The sequence below is a fragment of the Aquitalea sp. genome, assembly GCF_030150775.1.
Lineage (GTDB): Bacteria > Pseudomonadota > Gammaproteobacteria > Burkholderiales > Chromobacteriaceae > Aquitalea > Aquitalea denitrificans.
Genome location: NZ_JASLFG010000056.1, coordinates 75,330 through 94,302, shown reverse-complemented (window position 1 = coordinate 94,302; position 18,973 = coordinate 75,330). Strand labels below are relative to the sequence as shown.

Sequence of the window (18,973 nt, the reverse complement as noted above, 5' to 3'; positions counted from 1 at the left end):
CCCTAAAACAGGGCTGTAAAGCCTCCGTAGCGTTATGTAGCTGGACTTGCTTTTCGGGGACGACTAGTCAGGAATTCCAAGCCAGTCCACCAATATTTTCCCCTTTACGGGGAGAGCACTTTGGCCGCCTGAATAGCGCTAGAGTCAACTCATTTCACTTAACTTATCAGCATAGAAATCTATCCTCTATAGTGAAGAATGAGTATCTGGAGAAATGATAGATGGAAGACGACTCCGTTAAAAATGTTATTAACGCTCAATTTAAAATAGAGAGCGACATGAGTCGTGCTGATCAGCGCATGAGCTATTTTATATCATCATTTTTGCTATTCCAGATTCTACTTTTTCTTTCATTCTCAGTGCCAGACATTGAATCATCCTCGCATCTCGAACAGACATCAGATATTAATCAACTCAATCATGATATACGTGCTTTTCAAATATATGCTCGCACTCAGGTTGGCAATATCAGAATTGCCTTGTATGAAGGATCCGTGAAGATTGATTATTCAAACATTTACAGAATGATTGACAAATTCAAAATAACCATTGAAAACAGATCACCAAGAAAATACCTAAATAATATTGAAACAATAAATGCAAAATTAGACAGAATGATATCTCTAATTAAAGAGGCTCAAAATTTACAGAAGAAACAGATCAGGGATCAAAATGTTGGCTATGCAATTGAGCTTTCCTTGGGAGGTGTGATCAATGACTTGGATAGTTTGGTAGATTTAAATACAGAAGAGATGCTTTCATTGCCAGGCTTCAAAGTGGAAAATTATGTCCAACTTCAAAGTAATGCATGGCACGTTTCACAAGCCATTCTGACAAATCTCATGGCAGATAATCTAAGGGCACGCTATGGATCCAGCCTCAGTGAAACCGAGGAAAGCGATTTGTCATACATGAATAGCATTGCCCATTTTCAACTAATACAAGCAAGAAAAAATGGTAAAGTAATTGATGATACTGAGACCGACACTGCGATCAAGGCTCTCATCAATCAGTTCAATAATCTTGAAGAAAATAATGCATCCAAAAAATTCAATAAAACATGGGACTATAAACGCAATGCAATACTGGGCGCAGATAGCTTGGCATATAAATTCAATAATATCATCACCAGCGTAATTGATAGAGAGTCTGATGACTGGAGGGATTATTTCTCAAAATCCGCAATCATAAAATTCTCATTAGGTATCGCAGTCATTCTTGGAGAGTATATCTTCCTCTCTATTTACAAGAACAAGATATCAAGGCCGTTAAGACTATCAACCGAAGTATTAAACAGCATCACTGAAAGCATTATCCTAAAGAAAAACAATGAGACAATATACACTAATGTCGAGGCAAGGAAATTCATTGCCCATCACAAGTTGTATGCCAACGAAATTGATCCTGAGCATTTCGAAAGTGTCCACAGCGATCTGATTGAAAATGCCAGCAAGATAGATGGTGAATATTACTCTATCAAACAAAGGCCATTTTCCTACGCTGAAGAGGGTGATTGCTCGTTAATGGTTATCAACAACGAATCCGATTTAATAGAAATTGAAGCTGATATAAAATTCAAACAAAAAATTACCGATCTTGTTAATGACATACAGAAGATGGTAATCAATAGATCATACGAAAGCGAAGTGTGCAATCACTTTGTCAAGTCGGTGACCAATGTGTTGAATGCAACCGCCGTTGCACTTGCGGTAAATGATAGCAGCCTGCCAAGTAATAGGGCTTATTATATTTATCAAAACAATCCTGAAAAAATGGATTTTACGGCTAAAATGGCTAGTTTGGATTCTAGTAAACTCATTACGGAGCTTTTTTTGGAAGCTGAAGGATGGGTAGCCATTCCTATTAGTGCATGGGAAGAAAATTATTGCTTGTTTGCATATAAAGATGCCGATGCGGTGTTGGCTTCAAAATCAATTACCTTCATTACATCTATCTTGTCACTGATTCGCTCATACTTCACCGAGGAAAGCCGTCGTCTTGATGTTGAGAGAATGCTAAAGAATAGCCTAATTCTCGAGCAAGCTGTTCTGATGAATTGCCCTGTCGGTATTATGGTTCTTGGGCGAGACCTAGCTGTAAAACGAACTAATCATTTCATTGAGTGCCTTTTTGAAATAGAAAATATGGGGCGCGATCAGAGTAGTCTGGCCGAACTGGTTAAAAATACGATGCTGCGCATGGAAATTCTATCCATGATTAATAATGGCAGTAATAAAGGTACAATTGAGTTCCGATTCGACGACTTTGGCCGTCATTATGATCTGGAAATTTCTTCACACCGGATTGGAACCGACCTCGAGAGTGATGAGTTTCTTATTTTGATTCTCGATATAACCGAGAGGAAGAAGATTGAAAATGCACTTATTGAGCAAAAAATAAAGGCTGAAGAAGCAAGTGACGCCAAGTCTTCTTTTGTGGCAACCATCAGCCATGAAATCAGAACCCCCATGAATGGCATTCTCGGCATGCTTGAGCTGGTCAAGGAGTCCATGCTTGATGCGCATCAACGAGATTTGATTGACACGATTCACGAATCATCACTGACATTGATGCGGCTAATTAATGATATTCTGGATTTCTCAAAAATAGAATCAGGTAAAATGGAAATTTACCCTGTTACGACAGATGTAAGAGCGCTGGTATATCAGATTATTGCATTGTATCGAAAAGCGGCGCATGAAAAAAACATTGAATTAATTTTTCACATTGATTCGGAGTTGGCAAAGTATTTGCGTGTTGATCCGTTAAGAGTTCGTCAAATATTGCAAAATTTTATCAGTAATGCTATTAAATTTACGGAAAAAGGATCTGTTACGCTTAATGTGACAGTAATAAATATTGCAAGTGGCGTGCAATCCTTACTCTTTAGCGTCAAAGATTCCGGAATCGGCATCTCCGAAGAAAATATAAGCAAGCTTTTTACTCCGTTTACCCAGGCGGACTCTAGTACAACCAGAAAGTTTGGAGGCACAGGACTAGGGTTGGCGATATGTAAAAAATTGAGTGAAATGATGGGGGGTAGTGTTAGTCTTGAAAGCACAGAGGGTGTTGGTACAACTGCATTATTTAAATTACAGTGTGATGTGGCCACATCTGTTGATGAAACCAAGACGGCGGTAGTTGAAGATGTTGATATCATCTGGGATGGTGTGCCACTACTAGTTGCGGAAGATAATCCGACCAATCGAAAGTTAATTGGCATGCAATTGAAAAAAATAGGTATCAATTTTGTCATGACAGAAGATGGAAATGAGGCATTTTCTGTTTGGAGAGCTCATAAAAATCCAGTAGTGCTAACAGACTGTCATATGCCGAATATGGATGGGTATCAACTAGCCACCGTAATCAGAAACCATGAAAACGAAACCATGGTTGATATAGATAAAAGAACGATAATTATTGCCTGTACAGCCAATGCATCTAGCGACGAAGTGGAGAAAATAAAAAGCTATGGCATGGATGATATTATTACCAAGCCAATAGCTATTTCTGAACTAAAGGGGATGATGGCAAAGTGGAAATTTAATGCAGGCGAATCACCCCGGCCTCTCTAGACACTTGTGAACCTGATTTACTCCTCACTCAATAAGCTTCTGCACCAGTTCGGAGACGTTCATTAGGCGACTTCTAACGTATGAGTTAACCGGAGCGCCGGAGTATGTCCAGTTGAACAATGGGTTAATTTGAGGATCAGACCGGCGCCAGTGGAACGTACGCTGCAGGCACTTCGTAGGCAATGGAATCGCCGCTTCGAACAATGCCAGATTGGACGACCACACCCATCACACCGGCTTTACGTACAAGCGAACCGTCATCTCGTTTATCGAGGACATTTGCAAGCAAGCCCGGCATGAAATTTTCAATTTGGGCGCAAGGATTGCGCAAGCCCGTGACGCACACAACAGCTGTTTCGCCAATGCGAAGAAGAGTACCCGCGGAAAGTTGCAGCAACGGAACCCCCATTGTAGTGATGTTCTCGCCCATGTCGCCAGGCAGCACATGCAGGCCGGAATTTGCTAACTCGTTCAGCAATTCCTCGTGAATGAGATGCACCTGCCTGAGATTCGGCTGCGATGGATCTTTGGCTACTCTAGACCGATGCTGCACCGTTTCTCCAAAATGCGCATCACCCTCAACCCCGAATCCTTCGACTAGACGAATTTCGCCAACATCGTCCTTCGAAAACTCATGGACTGGGCTCTTGTGCACAGCGACTACGGATGCGTTCATAGTGTTAGCAACCTCACATGAAATATAAACCTGAGCAGGTGTATATTAAATCAATCAATGCGTATAACTCAGATGTGCACCTGCATTTTCCCTTTAAATTTCAAGAAAATGGGCTTGTGCTGACTGTGGAATACACAATCAAACGGAACTGCTGGCAATCTCCTCTTCCGGCCTCTCCATCAGTTGTCAATGGGCGGACATTAACCGGCCAAGGGCGTTGTCACAGCACCGCAGCGTTCGTAGTTGCTCCAGTGCACAATGCCGGAGCGGTGTCAGCCCTGGTTGCTGCCATGCGCGACCTCATGCTTCAGTTTCGTAAAGCAGACCGTAGCTCCCGCTCATTTGCTTTATCCGCGCGAAGCCGAGTTCCCCCAAATGCATACCGGCGATCAAAAGCCCCTCGGAACTAACCAGGTCCAGAAGCCGTGATCGGGTGGTGGCTGCCAGGGAAGGATCCTGATCGAATGCAATCGATACGTCTGGCCGTTCAATCTGGATGTGAGGAAAATGAACAATATCTCCCCAGACAAGCACGCCCTGATCATGAGATTCGAGAATATATCCGGAGTGCCCATCGGTGTGTCCCGGTAGCGGCATAGCCCTGATACTGGGTAGAACTTCGCCGCCATCAAAAGTACGGAGCTTGTCGCGGTAGCCGTCGAATACTTGACGCGCTATCAGGAAGTTACCGCGCGCACGCTCGCTGGAGCGGCTTAGATTTCCATCATCCTGCCAAAATTCGACCTCTCGCTGATGAGCAACAAGTTCCGCATTCGGAAAGGTAATGTGTCCGGCGGTGTCCACGAGTCCTCCAACGTGGTCGGGATGCGCATGCGTAAGCAGGATTGTGTCGATCTCTGAGGGTTCGACGCCTGCCAGCGATAAATTGGTCCTCAGGTGCCCACCCCATTGCTTGATGCCTCCAGCCCCACCGTCAATGAGAATTGTGCGACCCGCGCCGCGTACCACGTAGCAGTTGATGTGCACGGCGGAAGGCTCCTTCTGCCCTGCATCGCTTTGCATTCTGGAGGCCTCTGATGAGTCGATATTCGAGAGGAAGTCCAGGCTCGCGGTGAGGTAGCCGTCGCTGATTGCGGTAATCGTGCAATCACCGACTCGCTGACTTGGAAAGGTAAAGATGGACACAATTTTTCTCCAGAAGACTTCCTAATTACGGGCGTGAATGTCCAATGCGGAATACCCAAAACAACGGATGCGCGCCGTGAGACCAGTGTGGCGTGCGATGGTGCCGTCTAGTGCCGCCATAAACTGCTGCATTAATGAGGGTGTGCGAAACGACTCAAGGCGATATTGGATTTCCGCAAAGACAGGATGTCCGTACCCACGCCGAACGGCGACATGGATGACATGAACGTTTTCCAGCGCAGCACCAAGGATGCGGGTACACAGCTCGACACAGTCGCTGGAAAGCTCGGCTAACCTTTCATCGGGGAGCATTTGTCCCGTAGGGATATAGAAAGTGACATTAGGCATCGCGGACCTATTCTTCCTGTCCGGTCGAAACGGCGCAGGGGCACGTCAGTTGTTCCGTCATCGGCGCGTAGAGATGGACGCCTTCCGGCAGGCTGTCGATAAGCTGAGTGTTTCGCCGTGGCAGTCTTGCGAGCCAACGGTGTTCCGGAAACTTCTCCAGCGCAACAGAACGCATGGCCAAGGGCGTGAGCCCCATCTGGATCAGAGGTTCGGGGCCGCCAGCACACAGCACGAGGAGTTCGTCTGCCTTGACCGCTGGTGCAAGGCCAATATCGCTATAGAGGTTTCGGTGCCAGTCGGTGATGTATTGCTGCCACCTTGCAAAATTGCCGCCACCTTTCTGGCGATATTCCTCTCCAGTAAGGACGTCAAGTCTGTCAATCGTGTGGACGGCCAAGTAGACCGGGCAATTCTCGCTTAACGCCTTGAAGCGCTGCGATGTGCGAAAGCCCATCACCGAAATGAGGGCGGGTAGTTTTTCAAGGCTGTAGAAATCGTTCCATTCGGCTTCGCTGATGGGGTCGGTGAAGCTGCATTCCACTGTGTAGATCATCAGATTATCCTTCGAGATGGGTGGGCTATTGCGGCAAATATCCATACTCATTGCAGCAACGTAATGCTAAGCGGACAATCTGAGTTCACATAGCGATAAAAGGTCACCCTTTAGTGACATTTGATCAAGCTGGCATTGAACACATACCCATTGGCGAGACTCGAATGCGACGTAGGATTCCAAGCAATTCCGCGCTCCAGGCTTTTGAAGCTGCGGCTCGACACGGCAGCTTCGCCCGCGCGGCTGAGGAATTGGCGCTGACCGAGGGCGCCGTCAGCCGTCAGATCGGTCGACTGGAGGTGTTTTTGGGTGTGGCGCTGTTCGAGCGCGTGGGAAATCGGGTCCGTCTTGCGCCCAACGGCAAGCGATATGCGGCGCAGGTTAGGGAAGTTCTGGATCGGCTAGAACGGGATAGCCTCTATCTGATGGGGCAGCCCATCGAGGGTGGCAGCATAGATATCGCTGCAATTCCGACCTTTGCCACTCGTTGGCTGATTCCTCGGCTAAAACACTTTCAAAATCAGCATCCAAACATTACCGTACACATTGCCGAACGTATGGAGCCCTTCATTCTTGCTGGTAGTGGTTTCGATGCAGCAATCCATTTTGCGCATCCAGCGTGGGCTGGTATGCATCTGCATCACCTGCTGGAGGAGGTGCTTGTGCCGGTCTGCAGCCCGGCGCTGCTTGCAGAAGCCGATGCAGGCATATCGCTAGATGAATTGCCGCGCCTTCATCGGCGACAAAACCCAGACGCATGGCAGGTATATGCACAAGAGGCCGGCATCGTGCTGACCAATTCGGCGGTTGGCCCGCGTTACGACCTCCATTCCATGCTGATAGAGGCGGCACTAGCAGGCTTGGGTGTGGCATTGGTGCCACGTCTTTACGTCGTGGATGAGCTTGAGCAAGGCCGTTTGGTTGCGCCCTGGCCGGACGGCAAAGCGATTACAAAAAAATTCTGTCTCGTTCTTCCGGAACCAATCGAATTGAGTGAAGGGCCACTACAAGCATTTGCGCAATGGATTCTTCACGAAGCTCGGGGTTTAGCGCCTTAAGCAGTTGCCTAACGCCAAACGACATAATAGCCATCCAGCAGCGTTGCCATCGCTAGGCGGTCGCCTTGCTTGGATCTGACTGCCGTTAGTCGACGAACTGCCGTTGTCGCTTGAAAGCCGCCGTAGATGTCTCGCTGGTTCGACAGACCGCAACGGGGCGGAAGCGGACTAATCTGGATAAGTTGCAGGATGACCGCTCTGGCCGAAAAGCCGCCCCTCCTCACGAGCTCACTTCTCGTGTCTCAGTACATCCGCGCCGCCAAAAAGCAGAAGGGGCCAGAGGCCCCTTCTCTTCCTTCAAACTCCGACGAACTTTATTCGGATCCGACAGACTTTATTTGCTCTAGTCATAACCCTCTAACGGAATTACTCCACCGTCACGCTCTTGGCCAGGTTGCGCGGCTTATCAACGTCGGTGCCACGCGCCAGGGCCACGTGGTAGGCCAGCAGCTGTACCGGGATGGTATGCACGATGGCAGACAGCACGCCAACATGGCGCGGGGTACGGATGACGTGAACGCCATCGGACTCGCTGAAGTGACTGTCCAGATCGGCAAACACGAACAGCTCGCCGCCACGGGCGCGTACTTCCTGCATGTTCGATTTCACCTTTTCCAGCAGCGCGTCGTTGGGGGCAATCACCACCACCGGCATGCTTTCATCCACCAGCGCCAGCGGGCCGTGTTTCAGCTCGCCAGCCGGATAGGCTTCGGCGTGGATGTAGGAGATTTCCTTGAGCTTGAGCGCGCCTTCCAGTGCGATCGGATAGTGCAGGCCACGGCCAAGGAACAAAGCGTTTTGCTTGGCGGCAAATTTGTCGGACCAGGTCTTGATCTGCGGCTCCAGATTCAGCGCATGCTGTACCGAACCCGGCAGTTGGCGCAGTGCATCCTGATAGCCATATTCGGTATCTGCATCCACCCGGCCACGCAGTTTGCCCAGGGTAACTGCTAGCGCAAACAGACCCACCAGCTGGGTGGTGAAGGCCTTGGTGGAGGCTACGCCGATTTCGGCACCGGCACGGGTGTAGAATACCAGCTCGCTGGCACGCGGTATGGCGGATTCGCGCACATTGCAGATGGACAGTGCCATGGTGTGGCCCAGTTCTTTGGCGTACTTCAGCGCTTCCATGGTATCCAGGGTTTCGCCGGACTGGGAGATGGTGACCACCAGGTGCTTGGGGTTGGCAAAGGCGGCGCGGTAGCGGTATTCGCTGGCGATTTCCACATCGCAGCTGATGCCGGCAATGCTTTCGATCCAGTATTTGGCCGTCAGGCCGGCATAGAAGCTGGTACCGCAGGCCAGAATCTTCACGCCTTCCACTTGCGGCAGCAGATCGGCCGCGCGGGCACCAAACAGCCCGGCTGCAAAGCCGTTTTCCAGCACCGCTTCGATGGTGTCGGACAGCGCCTTAGGCTGCTCGTGGATTTCTTTCTGCATGAAGTGGCTGTACGGACCCAGCTCCAGCGAAGCCAACGATACATCGGACACATGCACAGCGCGCTCTACCGGCTGGTCGTTCTTGTCATGCAGCAGCACGCTGTCACGGGTGAGCAGGCCGATATCGCCCTCTTCCAGGAAAATGACGCGACGGGTGGCGGACAGGATGGCGGAAACGTCGGAAGCAATGAAGTGCTCGCCCTCGCCCAGACCCACCAGCAGCGGGCAACCCATGCGGGCGCACACCAGTTCGTCCGGACGGTCCAGCGCGATGACGCCGATGGCGTAGGCGCCGGTCAGTTCACGGCTGGCTTGCTTGACCGCATCAAACAGGCTGACGCCAGCCTGATAGTAGTGATGCACCAGGTGGGCAATCACCTCGGTATCAGTCTGCGAGGTGAATTCGTAGCCCAGTTCCTTCAGGCGCTGACGTTGCTCTTCGTGGTTTTCGATGATGCCGTTATGCACCACGGCGATCTTGCCAAAGGAGATGTGCGGGTGGGCATTGTGCTCGGTCACTCCGCCATGGGTGGCCCAGCGGGTATGGCCGATACCCAGTTGGCCTTGCAGGTTTTCCGCTGCAGCAGCGGCTTCCATCTCGGCCACACGGCCAACACGGCGTACGCGGCTGATGGCATCCCCGGTGTGCACGGCGATACCGGCGGAATCATAACCGCGGTATTCCAGGCGCTTGAGGCCATCAACCAGAACCGGAACCACATTACGCGCCGCAATGGCGCCAACGATGCCACACATTATTTTCTCCTAGTACTGTCACTGCCAGAGGGAGCACAGATCAGCGTGATGCCCTTGGCCTGAATGATTTCCCGCGACTCCGCCGGCAAGGCCGCGTCGGTAATCAGGGTGTGAATGGTGTGCCACGGCAATTCCAGATTGGGAATGCGGCGGCCTATCTTGTCTGACTCCACCATGACGATGACTTCGCGTGCCACTTCAGCCATGACGCGGGACAGGCCCACCAGCTCGTTGAAGGTGGTGGTACCGCGTTCCAGATCGATGCCATCGGCACCGACAAACAGCTGGTCGAAGTCGTAGGAGCGCAGTACCTGTTCCGCTACCTGGCCCTGAAACGATTCGGAATGCGGATCCCAGGTGCCACCGGTCATCAGCAGGGTGGGTTCGTTTTCCAGTTCGCGCAGGGCTGCCGCCACATTGAGCGAATTGGTCATCACCACCAGGCCGCGCTTGCTGCCCAGCAGCGGAATCATGCCGCTGGTGGTGGTACCGCTGTCGATAATGATGCGGTTGTGGTCGCGTATGCGCTCCGCTGCCGCACGGGCGATATCCAGCTTGCAGTCGGACACCACGCCCACGTCCGGCTCCACCACCATTTCACTGGGCAGGGACACTGCACCACCATAGCGACGCAGCAGCAGGCCGCCGGTTTCCAGCAGGGCCAGGTCCTTGCGGATAGTCACTTCAGAGGTGGCAAAGCGCCGGGTCAGCTCGTCCACGCTGATTTCACCCCGTTCCTGAACCAGGGTGGAGATGGCATGGCGGCGTTGCTGGGTGTTTCGTTTGGTCATTGAAACATTTCGTTTCGAAAGTTTTGCCATGATAACTGCTGAATATTCCTGCAGCAATCACATATCCACCTGAATTTAGAAATTTTCTTTTGAAACGAAAGAAATGCGACACCTTATTTTGGAGTTTTCCAAAGAAAATGCCCGCGGACCTTCCTTAAGGAAAGCGCAGCGGGCATGCGGCCAGCAAGTGCAGCAGGAAATCAGCTCTTTTTCTGTGGGCGCTTCCAGCCGGGGATACTGATCTGGCGAGCGCGTGCCACGGTAAGCGTATCTGCCGGGGCCGTACGACTGATGACCGAGCCGGCACCCACTGTAGCGCCTGCTTCTAGTGTGACCGGTGCCACCATCAAGGTGCCGGAACCGACAAACACATTGTCTTCGATCACGGTCTTGAACTTGTTGACGCCATCGTAATTGCAGGTGACCGAGCCGGCTCCCACGTTCACCTTGCTGCCGATCTCGGCATCGCCAATATAGGTGAGGTGATTGACCTTGGAACCCAGGCCAACCGTACTCTTTTTGATTTCGACAAAATTGCCGATATGCACTTCGTCGGACAATGCCGCTCCCGGACGCAGACGGGCATACGGGCCGATGCGGCAATCCGCCCCGACTACGGCATCTTCCAGATGCGAGAAGGCGGCAATACGGCTGCCGGCCGCGATCTTGACGTTTTTCAGCACGCAGTTGGCACCGATTTCCACATTGTCGCCCAGCTCGACCTGGCCTTCGAATACACAGTTGATGTCGATACTGACGTCGCGGCCATGCTTCAGGCTGCCACGGATATCGATGCGGGCCGGGTCGGCCAGCGTGACGCCGGCAGTCAGCAGCGCACGGGCCTGATTTTGCTGCAGGATGCGCTCCAGCTCGGCCAGTTGCAGCTTGTTGTTCACCCCGGCGGCTTCCCACGATGCGGACACACTGGCGCTTTCCACCGCAACGCCATCGGCCACGGCCAGTGCCAGCACGTCGGTCAGATAATATTCGCCCTGAGCATTGCCATTGCGCAGGGCTTGCAGCCAGCCTGACAGCTGGCTGTTTGGCAGCACCATCATGCCGGTATTGATTTCACGGATGGCCAGTTGCTCCGGCGTGCAATCCTTGTGTTCGACAATGGCCTTGAGTTTGCCGTCGCTGCCACGCAGCATGCGGCCATAGCCAGTAGCATCTTCCAGCACGTCGGTGAGCACCGCCATGCCATCACCAGCCGCGGCAATCAGCTGTTGCAGTGTTTCACTGCGGGTGAGCGGCACATCGCCGTACAGTACCAGCGTCTTGCCCGTTTGCGGCAAGGCTGGTAGCGCCATTTTCAATGCGTGGCCGGTACCCAGCTGCTCGGCCTGTTCGGCCCAGACAATATCTTCGTCCTTGATGGTTTGGCGTACCTGATCACCACCAAAGCCGTACACCACCACCAACTGGGATGGATTCAGCGAGCGGGCGGTAGCAATGACGCGGGCGAGCATCGGTGCGCCACCGATGGGGTGCAATACCTTGGGCATGGCAGAGTACATGCGGGTACCCTTGCCTGCCGCCAGAATGACAATACTGAGGCTGTCCATGCGAACTCTTTAACTGACCAAAAATGAAAAAGGCTGCCACTTAAGTGGCAGCCTGCAACTATACACGATTCGTTCCCGCGCTTTTAGTGCACGCGTTTCTTGAGGTAGTCCAGCGCCTTGAGCTGGGCAATGGCAACTGCCAGGGCAGCGTGAGCCTTTGCCGTGCTCAGGTCGTCGGTTGCATGCTGCAGGGATTCCTCTGCAGTACGCTTGGCCTCATTGGCGCGCGCTTCGTCGAGATCCTCGCCGCGGATCGCCGTATCAGCCAGAACGGTGATGTGGGTGGGCTGTACTTCCAGCATGCCGCCGGAGACAGCCACCAACACTTCTTCCTTGCTACCCGGCACGGTCATGCGCAATACACCGGGTTTGATACGGGTCAGGAGCGGCACGTGTCGCGGATAGACACCGATCTCACCTTCCAGCGCCGGGGCAACCAGAAACTCGGCTTCACCCGAGTAGATGAGTTCTTCAGTGCTTACCACTTCCACATGCATCTTGGACATAAGCCCTCTCCTTAATTAAAGGGTCTTGGCTTTCTCAGCGGCTTCTTCAATAGAGCCAACCATGTAGAACGCTTGTTCCGGCAGGTGGTCGTATTCGCCAGCGAGAATCGCCTTGAAGCCCTTGATGGTGTCGCGCAGGGAGACGTATTTGCCCGGGGAACCGGTAAATACTTCAGCTACGTGGAAAGGCTGGGACAGGAAGCGCTGGATCTTACGTGCGCGTGCCACCACCAGCTTGTCGTCTTCCGACAGCTCGTCCATACCCAGAATCGCGATGATGTCGCGCAGTTCCTTGTAGCGCTGCAGCGTGGATTGCACGCCACGGGCTACGGAGTAGTGCTCGTCACCAACCACCAGCGGGTCCAGCTGACGCGAGGTCGAGTCCAGCGGATCCACGGCCGGGTAGATACCCAGGGCAGCGATGTCACGCGACAGAACCACAGTAGCGTCCAAGTGGGCGAAGGTGGTTGCCGGAGACGGGTCGGTCAAGTCATCCGCAGGTACGTATACGGCCTGGATGGAGGTAATGGAACCATCCTTGGTCGAGGTAATACGTTCTTGCAGACGGCCCATTTCTTCGGCCAGCGTCGGCTGGTAACCCACTGCGGAAGGCATACGGCCCAGCAGAGCGGATACTTCGGTACCGGCCAGGGTGTAACGGTAGATGTTATCTACGAACAGCAGAACGTCACGGCCCTTGCCGGAAGCGTCCTTCTCGTCACGGAAATGCTCGGCCATGGTCAGACCGGTCAGTGCAACGCGCAGACGGTTACCCGGCGGCTCGTTCATCTGGCCATACACCATCGCAACCTTGTCCAGTACGTTGGAGTCCTTCATTTCGTGGTAGAAGTCGTTACCTTCACGGGTACGCTCACCTACACCAGCGAACACGGACAGACCGGAGTGGGCCTTCGCGATGTTGTTGATCAGTTCCATCATGTTCACGGTCTTGCCTACACCGGCACCGCCGAACAGACCAACCTTACCACCCTTGGCAAACGGGCAGAGCAGGTCGATCACCTTGATGCCGGTTTCCAACAGGTCGGTAGCGGAAGACAGCTCGTCAAACTTCGGAGCAGACTGGTGAATGGCGCGACGTGCGTCGGTAGCCACCGGACCAGCTTCGTCAACCGGGTTACCCAGTACGTCCATGATGCGACCCAGGGTGGCGTTACCAACCGGCACCGAAATCGGTGCACCGGTGTTGGCTACTGCCATGCCACGCTTCAGGCCGTCCGAGCTACCCATCGCAATGGTACGGACCACGCCGTCGCCCAGCTGTTGCTGGACTTCGAGCGTCAGGTCAGCGTCAACCAGCTTCAGGGCATCATAAACCTTCGGCATGGCGTCGCGCGGGAATTCCACGTCGATCACCGCACCAATGATTTGTACGATTTTGCCTTGGCTCATTATCGGTTCCTAAACATTTAACTTTTACAGTCTGTGTAACGGCTTACACCGCTGCGGCACCAGCCACAATCTCAGACAGCTCAGTGGTAATCGCCGCTTGACGGGCCTTGTTGTACACAAGGCGCAGCTGCTTGATCGTATTACCGGCGTTGTCGGTTGCAGCTTTCATGGCCACCATACGCGCTGCCTGTTCGGAAGCCATATTTTCGGCCAGAGCCTGATAAACCACCGACTCCAGGTAACGCTTGACCAAGAACTCCATCAGGCTGGGGGCATCCGGTTCGTAGAGGTAATCCCACGAATGCGAGTGCTCCACCACCATGTGTTGCGGAGTCAACGGCAGGAGCTGTTCGAGCGTCGGTTCCTGTTTCATCGTGTTGATGAAACCGGAGTAGACGATGTAAACCGCGTCCAGTTCGCCTTCAGCGTACTGTTTGAACAGCACTGTAAGCGGGCCAATTAGTTTGTCCATCTTCGGCACATCGCCGAGCTGGACTGCGCTTGCCACGACATTGAGGCGAGCACGCTGGCAGGCGGCAACGGCTTTTTGGCCGAGGCAGCACACGTCGATTTCGACGTTCTGTTCCTGCAGTTCCTTGACCTTGGCATAGAAGCGCTTGAACGAGTTCACGTTCAGGCCGCCACACAGGCCCTTGTCAGAGGAAACCAGGATGATACCAGCGCGCTTGACAACGTCACGACGTGCAAGCAGTGGATGACCAAGATCCGCGTTTGCCTGAGCAAGGTGCGCCATAACCGTGCGCACCTTCTCGGCATAAGGACGGGCAGCGCGCATACGCTCTTGCGTTTTGCGCATCTTGGAGGTTGACACCATTTGCATCGCGCGAGTGATCTTCTGCGTGTTTTGCACGCTTCGGATCTTGGTGAGAATCTCTTTACCGACTGCCATTCCTGAACCTTTCTTTAGCTACGACGTGAGTCGAAAGGCTCAGTTGAAGCTGTAGCCAGCCTTGAACGATTCCATCGCCTTGGCCAGTACCTTCTCGTTGTCGCCGGACAAATCGCCCGAAGCGTTAACGGTGGCCAGCAGGTCGCTGTGGTTCGCACGCACGTAAGCGAGGAACTCAGCTTCGAATGCCAGGGCCTTCTTCACCGGAACGTCTTCGTAGCTGCCCTTGTTCACAGCCCACAGGGTCAGTGCCATTTCGGCAGTGGCCAGCGGCACGAACTGCTTCTGCTTCATCAGTTCGGTAACCACTTCACCGTGTTGCAGCTGCTTGCGGGTTGCTTCGTCCAGATCGGAAGCGAACTGCGAGAACGCAGCCAGTTCACGGTACTGGGCCAGAGCCAGACGGATACCGCCACCGAGCTTCTTGATGACCTTGGTCTGGGCCGCACCACCCACACGGGATACCGAGATACCGGCGTTGATGGCCGGACGGATACCTGCGTTGAAGAGGTCGGATTCCAGGAAGATCTGGCCGTCGGTGATGGAAATCACGTTGGTCGGAACGAAGGCGGAAACGTCACCAGCCTGGGTTTCGATGATAGGCAGGGCGGTCAGGGAACCGGTCTTGCCCTTCACTTCGCCGTTGGTCAGTTTTTCTACTTCGTCCGCGTTGATGCGGGAAGCGCGTTCCAGCAGACGGGAGTGCAGGTAGAAAACGTCACCCGGGTAAGCTTCACGGCCCGGCGGACGACGCAGCAGCAGGGAGATCTGACGGTAGGCAACGGCTTGCTTGGACAAGTCATCGTATACGATCAGTGCATCTTCGCCACGGTCGCGGAAATATTCGCCCATCGCGCAACCGGAGTACGGGGCGATGAACTGCAGGGCAGCGGCTTCGGAAGCGGTAGCGGCTACGATGATGGTGTGACCCAGTGCACCGTGCTCTTCCAGCTTGCGTACCACGTTGGCAATGGAGGAGGCTTTTTGACCTACGGCTACGTAGATACAAACAACGCCAGTGCCTTTTTGATTGATGATGGCGTCCAGAGCAACGGCGGTCTTGCCGGTCTGACGGTCGCCAATGATCAGCTCACGCTGGCCACGGCCTACCGGTACCATGGAGTCAATCGCCTTCAGGCCGGTCTGCATCGGCTGGGATACCGACTGACGCGCAATCACACCCGGCGCGATCTTTTCGATCGGGCTGGACAGCTTGGCGTTGATCGGACCCTTGCCGTCAATCGGCTGGCCCAGGGCATTGACAACACGGCCCACCAGTTCCGGACCTACCGGCACTTCCAGAATGCGACCGGTACACTTGACTTCGTCGCCTTCGGAAATGTGTTCGTACTCACCCAGAACCACGGCGCCGACAAAGTCGCGCTCCAGGTTCATGGCGAGGCCGTAGGTGTTGCCCGGGAACTCGAGCATTTCGCCCTGCATCACGTCTGCCAGACCGTGGACACGAACGATACCGTCGGTCACGGAAATTACCGTACCCTTGGTACGGACTTCAGCGCCTTCAGCCAGGTTCTGAATCTTGGCCTTGATCAGATCGCTGATTTCAGAGGGGTTCAACTGCATGATCTCTCCTAATTCTTGAGGCTTGCCGCCATCGCTTGCAGCTTGCCGCGCACGGAACTGTCGATGACATCGTCACCGACCAGCACGCGCACACCACCGATCAGATCGGCATTGTCACGCACATCAAGACGCACGGTTTTGCCGTACTGCTTGGAAAGCGTGCTGGTGAGTTCGGCTTTCTGTTCTTCGGTCAGCGGGAACGCCGTTTCAACTTGCGCATCAACGATGTTTTCCGCTTTGGCCTTGAACAGTTCAAACTGACTGGCGATATGCGGCAGCAGCATCAGGCGGTGGTTCTCGATCAGGGCGACCAGAAAGTTTTTTACACTTTCATTGGCTCGCTCGCCGAGGACGTCCAGCATCAGCGCCTCAACCTCTTTTGCGGTATGTTTCGGATTGGTGACAACTTCAACCATATCCGGGTTGTTCACCATGGCAGCCAGCCACGCAAGCGCATCGGACCACTGGTCCAGCGTACGCGTTTCGGTGGCGAGGCTGTATACCGCTTCGGCGTAGGGCCTTGCGACGGTAATGAGTTCTGCCATGAGTTAATTAAAACTCCGCTTTGATGGAGGAAAGCAGGTCGGCGTGCTTGGCTGCATCGATCTCTTTGCGCAGGATCTTCTCTGCGCCGATAACGGCCAGCTGGGCCACATGCTCACGCAGGGCTTCCTTGGCACGCATCACTTCCTGATCGATCTGACCCTTGGCGTCAGCCACAATACGGGCACCTTCGGTGCTGGCATTGTCCTTGGCTTCGTCCACGATCTGGGTAGCACGCTTCTCGGCAGTAGCAATGATTTCCATTGCTTGCTGCTTGGCCTTGCGAACTTCGTCCGCAACGCGCTTTTCAGCGGCTTCCAGATCTTGCTTGCCACGTTCTGCAGCGGCCAGGCCATCTGCAATACGCTTGGCACGCTCATCCATCATATTGGTAAGCGGAGGCCAAACAAACTTCATGGTGAACCATACCAGGATGGCGAACGTGATCGCCTGGCCCAGTAGTGTTACGTTAAATTCCACGCTTGTTTTCCTCCAGAGAATGACTTCTACACCAACCGTTTACTGACTAAAAATTAGCCACCCAGAGCTGCTTTGGCAGCGGACAGGAACGGGTTGCTGAAGGTGTACAGCATGGCAACACCCACACCGATCATGGAGATCGCGTCCAGCAGACCGGCGATAATGAACAGTTTGGTTTGCAGAACCGGGATCATTTCCGGTTGACGGGCGGAGGCCTCGAGGAATTTGCCACCCAGAATGGCGAAACCGATAGCAGTACCCAGAGCGCCCAGGCCAATGATCAGAGCAGCTGCGATAGCGGTCATCGACTGAATCTGAGAAACGAGTGCTTCCATTATTTATCTCCTAAGACTTATGCAAGGATGGTTGGTAAAAAAAACTAAAACAAAGGTAAAGCTCTAAAAAAAACGGATACCACGAAACTCTTAGTGCGCTTCCACAGCCAGGCTCAGGTACACGATGGTCAGCATCATGAACACGAAGGCCTGCAGGGTGATGATCAGAATGTGGAAAATGGCCCACGGCGCACCCAGAATCCACTGCGCGCCCCAAGGCAGCAGTGCGATCAGGATGAAGATCAGTTCGCCGGCATACAGGTTACCGAACAAACGAAGCGAGAGAGAGATCGGCTTGGCGGCCAGTTCGACCAGCTGAAAAATGAAGTTCAGCGGGGCCAGGATGATGGCACCAATCGGGTTGTGGGTGTGGAACGGTGCGGTCAGCAGTTCCTTGCCCCAGCCGCCCAGGCCCTTGGCCTTGATGGAGAAGCCGATGATGCACAGGAATACGGACAGCGACATGGCAAAGGTGGCATTCACGTCAGCGGACGGTACCGAACGGAAATAAACGTGATGCGCTTCCAGACCGAAGAAGGTGTGACCGATCCACTGGGCAATGTTCGGCAGCAGGTCAACCGGCAACATGTCCATGGCGTTCATCAGGAAGATCCAGCAGAAGATGGTCAGCGCCAGCGGGGCGATGACATTGCTCTTGGCATGGAAAATTTCTTTTACCTGGGTATCGACCAATTCGATGATGGATTCGACAAACAGCTGCAACTTGCCCGGATTTTCCAGGCTGGCACGACGGGCCACCATGGCGAACACGCCGGCGAACACGAAAGCCAGGAACAGGGAAACGGAGAAGGTGTCTACGTGCAGGCTCCAGAAACCGCGAGCCGGGGACGGATCGGAGTTCCAGAATGTAAGGTGGTGATTAATGTACTCAATTGCGTTGCTTGCCATCGCTCTTTTCTCAATTATTTGATTAGAAGCCCTAACCAGTAGCCGGACACCGTGGCAAAAAAGCCTGCCAGCAAACCCACTACCGATAAATCCTTGAAAAACACCAAAGATGCACCAAACATTAAGACAGTCAGAATGAATTTGACTGCCTCTGCCATGAAGTGCGCCTTCATCAGCACCGCAGGTGGGACATGCCGCTTGGCGTAGGCGATTCTTGCATAAACTGCGGCGGGAATCAGCGCCGACAGTCCCCCAAGCAGAACCGACACCGGAACAGCAACGGTGCCGGCGCTAAGCACGGCACCAAGTAGTACGGCCACTACAAGCAGTTTTGCTTGCAGGCGCAGTACGCGCCCGACTTCCGGATTTTGCATGTCCGACACTTAAA

The 18,973-nt window shown here is 53.3% G+C and carries 17 protein-coding genes; 2 read left to right on the top strand and 15 right to left on the bottom strand.

All coding sequences use genetic code 11. From position 1 onward, the window contains the following. Positions 1–221: 221 nt before the first annotated feature. Positions 222–3,575 carry an ATP-binding protein gene (locus QVF59_RS18820; RefSeq protein ID WP_287881848.1) on the top strand — a complete coding sequence of 1,118 codons (3,354 nt, stop codon included), beginning with the start codon at positions 222–224 and terminating at the stop codon, positions 3,573–3,575. 136 nt (positions 3,576–3,711) lie between these two features. Here QVF59_RS18820 and QVF59_RS18815 read toward each other — a convergent pair whose 3' ends face one another. The 3 genes from QVF59_RS18815 to QVF59_RS18805 all read right to left on the bottom strand — a co-directional run bounded on the left by QVF59_RS18815 (position 3,712) and on the right by QVF59_RS18805 (position 6,298). Then, positions 3,712–4,251 carry an MOSC domain-containing protein gene (locus tag QVF59_RS18815; protein ID WP_287881846.1) on the bottom strand — a complete coding sequence of 180 codons (540 nt, stop codon included), beginning with the start codon at positions 4,249–4,251 and terminating at the stop codon, positions 3,712–3,714. A 300-nt stretch (positions 4,252–4,551) separates the two neighbouring features. Further along, positions 4,552–5,397, bottom strand: coding sequence for an MBL fold metallo-hydrolase (locus QVF59_RS18810; RefSeq protein ID WP_287881844.1), 846 nt, complete (start codon positions 5,395–5,397; stop codon positions 4,552–4,554). 355 nt (positions 5,398–5,752) lie between these two features. Beyond that, entirely contained in the window at positions 5,753–6,298 is a 546-nt protein-coding gene (locus QVF59_RS18805; RefSeq protein ID WP_287881842.1) for a hypothetical protein, read from the bottom strand. A 164-nt stretch (positions 6,299–6,462) separates the two neighbouring features. Here QVF59_RS18805 and QVF59_RS18800 point away from each other — a divergent pair, with 164 nt between their 5' ends. Next, positions 6,463–7,356: a LysR substrate-binding domain-containing protein gene (locus QVF59_RS18800; RefSeq protein WP_287881841.1), complete on the top strand. Its 894-nt coding sequence runs from the start codon at positions 6,463–6,465 to the stop codon at positions 7,354–7,356. Positions 7,357–7,722: 366 nt separating this feature from the next. Here QVF59_RS18800 and glmS read toward each other — a convergent pair whose 3' ends face one another. From glmS to QVF59_RS18740, 12 genes are all read right to left on the bottom strand, one after another. Continuing rightward, complete coding sequence (glmS, locus tag QVF59_RS18795) at positions 7,723–9,552, bottom strand: glutamine--fructose-6-phosphate transaminase (isomerizing) (protein WP_287881839.1); 1,830 nt, start codon at positions 9,550–9,552, stop codon at positions 7,723–7,725. Further along, complete coding sequence (locus tag QVF59_RS18790) at positions 9,552–10,343, bottom strand: DeoR/GlpR family DNA-binding transcription regulator (protein ID WP_287881837.1); 792 nt, start codon at positions 10,341–10,343, stop codon at positions 9,552–9,554. The genes glmS and QVF59_RS18790 overlap by 1 nt, the downstream gene beginning before the upstream one ends. A gap of 200 nt (positions 10,344–10,543) precedes the next feature. Further along, positions 10,544–11,908, bottom strand: coding sequence for a bifunctional UDP-N-acetylglucosamine diphosphorylase/glucosamine-1-phosphate N-acetyltransferase GlmU (glmU, locus tag QVF59_RS18785; RefSeq protein ID WP_287881835.1), 1,365 nt, complete (start codon positions 11,906–11,908; stop codon positions 10,544–10,546). An 83-nt stretch (positions 11,909–11,991) separates the two neighbouring features. After that, the gene (locus QVF59_RS18780; protein WP_159874696.1) at positions 11,992–12,414 is read right to left on the bottom strand and encodes a F0F1 ATP synthase subunit epsilon; all 423 of its coding nucleotides are present in this window, start codon (positions 12,412–12,414) and stop codon (positions 11,992–11,994) included. A 15-nt stretch (positions 12,415–12,429) separates the two neighbouring features. Further along, positions 12,430–13,824: a F0F1 ATP synthase subunit beta gene (gene atpD, locus QVF59_RS18775; protein ID WP_159874695.1), complete on the bottom strand. Its 1,395-nt coding sequence runs from the start codon at positions 13,822–13,824 to the stop codon at positions 12,430–12,432. A gap of 43 nt (positions 13,825–13,867) precedes the next feature. Further along, positions 13,868–14,734, bottom strand: a complete 867-nt coding sequence (gene atpG, locus QVF59_RS18770; protein WP_045847705.1) for a F0F1 ATP synthase subunit gamma — start codon at positions 14,732–14,734, stop codon at positions 13,868–13,870. Between the two features lie 39 nt (positions 14,735–14,773). Beyond that, the gene (gene atpA, locus QVF59_RS18765) at positions 14,774–16,318 is read right to left on the bottom strand and encodes a F0F1 ATP synthase subunit alpha (protein ID WP_159874694.1); all 1,545 of its coding nucleotides are present in this window, start codon (positions 16,316–16,318) and stop codon (positions 14,774–14,776) included. Between the two features lie 8 nt (positions 16,319–16,326). Continuing rightward, positions 16,327–16,863 carry a F0F1 ATP synthase subunit delta gene (locus QVF59_RS18760; protein ID WP_287881830.1) on the bottom strand — a complete coding sequence of 179 codons (537 nt, stop codon included), beginning with the start codon at positions 16,861–16,863 and terminating at the stop codon, positions 16,327–16,329. 7 nt (positions 16,864–16,870) lie between these two features. After that, positions 16,871–17,341, bottom strand: coding sequence for a F0F1 ATP synthase subunit B (locus tag QVF59_RS18755; protein ID WP_159874692.1), 471 nt, complete (start codon positions 17,339–17,341; stop codon positions 16,871–16,873). A gap of 53 nt (positions 17,342–17,394) precedes the next feature. Continuing rightward, positions 17,395–17,676, bottom strand: a complete 282-nt coding sequence (atpE, locus tag QVF59_RS18750; protein ID WP_045847701.1) for a F0F1 ATP synthase subunit C — start codon at positions 17,674–17,676, stop codon at positions 17,395–17,397. Between the two features lie 90 nt (positions 17,677–17,766). Continuing rightward, positions 17,767–18,585, bottom strand: coding sequence for a F0F1 ATP synthase subunit A (gene atpB / locus QVF59_RS18745; RefSeq protein ID WP_159874691.1), 819 nt, complete (start codon positions 18,583–18,585; stop codon positions 17,767–17,769). Positions 18,586–18,599: 14 nt separating this feature from the next. Then, entirely contained in the window at positions 18,600–18,959 is a 360-nt protein-coding gene (locus tag QVF59_RS18740) for an ATP synthase subunit I (protein WP_159874690.1), read from the bottom strand. Positions 18,960–18,973: the final 14 nt, after the last annotated feature.